Annotated in this window: 3 protein-coding genes; 2 read left to right on the top strand and 1 reads right to left on the bottom strand. The window is 67.0% G+C overall.

Translation table 11 applies throughout. The annotated features are described in order from the left end of the window. Positions 1 to 98: 98 nt before the first annotated feature. Together AC1D34_RS35685 and lpdA are read left to right on the top strand one after the other, a co-directional pair. The gene (locus AC1D34_RS35685; RefSeq protein ID WP_476826802.1) at positions 99 to 1,412 is read left to right on the top strand and encodes a dihydrolipoamide acetyltransferase family protein; all 1,314 of its coding nucleotides are present in this window, start codon (positions 99 to 101) and stop codon (positions 1,410 to 1,412) included. Positions 1,413 to 1,416: 4 nt separating this feature from the next. Next, positions 1,417 to 2,814 (top strand): dihydrolipoyl dehydrogenase, encoded by a 1,398-nt coding sequence (gene lpdA, locus AC1D34_RS35680; protein WP_476826801.1) that lies wholly within the window; start codon positions 1,417 to 1,419, stop codon positions 2,812 to 2,814. A 36-nt stretch (positions 2,815 to 2,850) separates the two neighbouring features. Here lpdA and AC1D34_RS35675 read toward each other — a convergent pair. Continuing rightward, a partial coding sequence (locus tag AC1D34_RS35675; protein ID WP_476826800.1) for an ATP-binding protein occupies positions 2,851 to 3,257 on the bottom strand: 407 nt, incomplete at its 5' end.

Genomic DNA, 3,257 nt, shown 5'->3' with positions numbered 1-3,257 from the left:
GGCTGGGACACGCCCTATCCGCATGCCCAGGAATGGGCCTATTTCCCCGGCCCGGCGCGCGTCGGCGCCGCCCTGCGTGAGATCATGGAGAGCCGATGATGGCGGAACGGGTCATCAAGCTTCCGGATGTCGGCGAGGGCATTGCCGAGGCCGAGCTCGTCGAGTGGCACGTCAAAGTCGGCGACATCGTGCGTGAGGACGATCTCCTTGCTGCTGTGATGACCGACAAGGCGACGGTCGAGATCCCATCGCCGGTCGACGGGGAGGTGGTCTGGGTCGGCGCCGATATCGGCGACACCGTTGCGATCGGCTCGGCGCTGGTCCGGCTGAAGGTTGCAGGCGAGGGCGCGACCGATCATGGCGAACCGGAAGGGAGCGAGGCGCCGGAGCTGGTCGTTGTCGAGCAGCCTGTCGCCGCGCCGAAGAAAGAAGCTCCCGCCCCCGCTCCGGCAAAGCTGACCGAGGCCAGGCCCGCTGCATCGCCCAAGCCGCGCGCGGTCTCAGCTCCCACGCTGAGCGCCGTACCGAGGCGGCAGGCTGGCGAGAAGCCGCTCGCTTCGCCGGCCGTCCGGCTGAAGGCGCGCGAGGCCGGGATCGACCTGCGCCAGGTCGTGGGCTCCGGCCCGGGCGGGCGCATCACTCACGAGGACCTCGACAGCTTCGCGTTGCGCGGGCCCGAGGCCGAACGTGCGCCAGGGCTGGCGCGCCTGACCGCCGTAACCGACGTCAGGATCGTCGGCCTGCGCCGCAAGATCGCCGAGAAGATGGCGCTGTCCAAGGCACGCATCCCCCACATCACCATCGTCGAGGAGGTCGACGTCAGCGCGCTGGAGGACCTCCGCGCAGTCCTGAACAAGAAGCCGACGCTCGAGCGACCGAAGCTGACGCTTCTGCCCTTCGTGATGCGGGCGCTGGTCAAGGCGCTGGCCGAGCAGCCGAACCTGAACGCGCTGTTCGATGACGAGGCCGGGATCGTCCACCAACATGCCGGCATCCATATCGGTATCGCGACCCAGACGCCGACAGGACTGATCGTGCCGGTCGTGAAACATGCCGAGGCTCGTGATCTCTGRGACTGCGCCCGGGAACTCGGCCGGCTCGCCGAACGGGGACGCGAAGGCATCGCGACCCGGGACGAATTGACGGGTTCAACGATCACKGTCACATCGCTCGGCGCGCTCGGCGGCATCGCCACCACGCCGGTGATCAACCACCCCGAGCTCGCCATCGTCGGCGTCAACAAGATGACGATCCGGCCGATGTGGAACGGCACGAGCTTCGTCCCGCGCAAGATGATGAACCTGTCGTCGAGCTTCGACCATCGCGTCATCGACGGCTGGGATGCGGCCGTCTTCGTGCAGCGGCTCAAGGAGCTTCTGGAAAACCCGGCAATGCTCTTCGTGGATGCCTGACGCCATGACCGAGATCACCTGCAAACTGCTTGTCATCGGCGCGGGCCCGGGCGGTTATGTCTGCGCCATCAGGGCTGGCCAGCTCGGCATCGACACCGTGATCGTCGAGAGCACGAAGCTTGGCGGCAGCTGCCTCAATGTCGGCTGCATTCCGTCTAAGGCGCTGATCCATGTCGCCGATGAATATGAGAAGCTGGCCACGGCCGCGCAGGGCAAGACGCCGTTCGGGCTCACGGCCTCGGCGCCGGCGCTCGATTTCAAGCAGGCCATCGGCTGGAAGGACGGGATCGTCCAGCGCCTGAACAACGGCGTCGCCGCGCTCTTGCGCAAGTCCAAGGTCAAGATCGTGCATGGCCGGGCTCGCTTTCGCGACGGCAAGACCGTTGCCGTCGAGACCGAGACGGGCCCGAAGCTGATCCGGGCCGAAACAATCGTCATCGCCACCGGCTCTGCGCCGGTCGAGCTGCCCTTCCTGCCCTTTGGCGGCACTGTGATCTCGTCGACGCAGGCATTGTCGCTGCCCGCGGTTCCGGGGCGGCTGGCGGTCGTCGGTGCCGGCTATATCGGCCTGGAACTGGGGATCGCCTTTGCGAAGCTCGGCTCGCAGGTCACCCTCGTCGAGGCGTTGCCACGGATTCTTCCGCTTTACGATGCCGAGCTGACCGCGCCGGTCGAGAGATCGCTGTCGAGGCTCGGCGTCGAGCTTCTGCTCGGGGCGAAGGCGCGCGGCGCGACTCCGGACGGCAAGTCCCTGCTGGTCGAGACGGCGGAAGGCGAGGAACGGCGGATCGCGGCGGACGCGATACTCGTCACCGTTGGCCGCAAGCCGGTGCTGTCCGATCTCGGGCTCCGGGAACTGGTGCTCGACATGGATGGCAGCTTCATCCGCATCGGCGAGCGCTGCGAGACCTCGATGCGCGGTATCCATGCGATCGGGGATGTCACCGGCGAGCCGATGCTGGCGCACCGCGCCATGGCGCAGGGCGAGTTGGTGGCGGAGATCGTCGCCGGCCTGCCGCGCGCCTGGGACAAGCGTTGCATTCCGGCGATCTGCTTCACCGATCCGGAGATTGTCTCGGCCGGTCTTTCACCGGACGAGGCGCGTCGCGCCGGCTTCGAAATCAAGACCGGGCAGTTTCCGCTGGCTGCCAGCGGCCGTGCGATGACGCTCCACAGCGAGCGGGGCTTTGTGCGCATCGTCGCGCAGGCCAAGACCCATGTGATCCTGGGTATCCAGGCAGTCGGGCAATCCGTCTCCGAACTCAGCGCGGCGTTCGGGCTCGCCATCGAGATGGGCGCAACGCTCGAGGATATCGCCGGAACGATCCACGCCCATCCGACGCTTGGCGAGGCCGTGCAGGAGGCGGCGCTGAAAGCGCTCGGCCACGCCATTCATATCTGACGCGATTGCGGCTGTGACTGCGCTACGGCCCGGGCTTCATTCGGCAGCCCGCGCAACCGAGGGGATGACTGCCGGTCTCGGCTTCGCTGTGCCATCGCCCTGCCTTCGTTCGCTGCGCCGGGGCGGCTCGATTTCGAACGAGATGGTGCAGCCCGTTTCGGTGTCGGCGATGATCAGTTCCCGGCCGTACTCGGCCAAGGTATCCGAGACGATTGCAAGGCCCAGTCCGGATGAATGATGACTGTCCGGAGCGAAGTGGACGCCACGTTGCAGGATCAGTTGGCGTCGGTCTCCCGGCACGCCGGGCCCATCATCGCTGACCGAGAGAACGGTGCTGCCGCCGTCAGCGGTGTGGACCTGCACCGTAACGGCGCTGCGTGCCCATTTGCGCGCATTGTCGAGCAGATTGCCGACGACCTCGGCGAAGTCGTCGGTTTCCATCG

The sequence above is a fragment of the Allobosea sp. P1_A7 genome (genome assembly GCF_056406775.1).
Note: the sequence above shows the minus strand (reverse complement) of the source record. Positions and strands in the feature narration are given on the sequence as shown.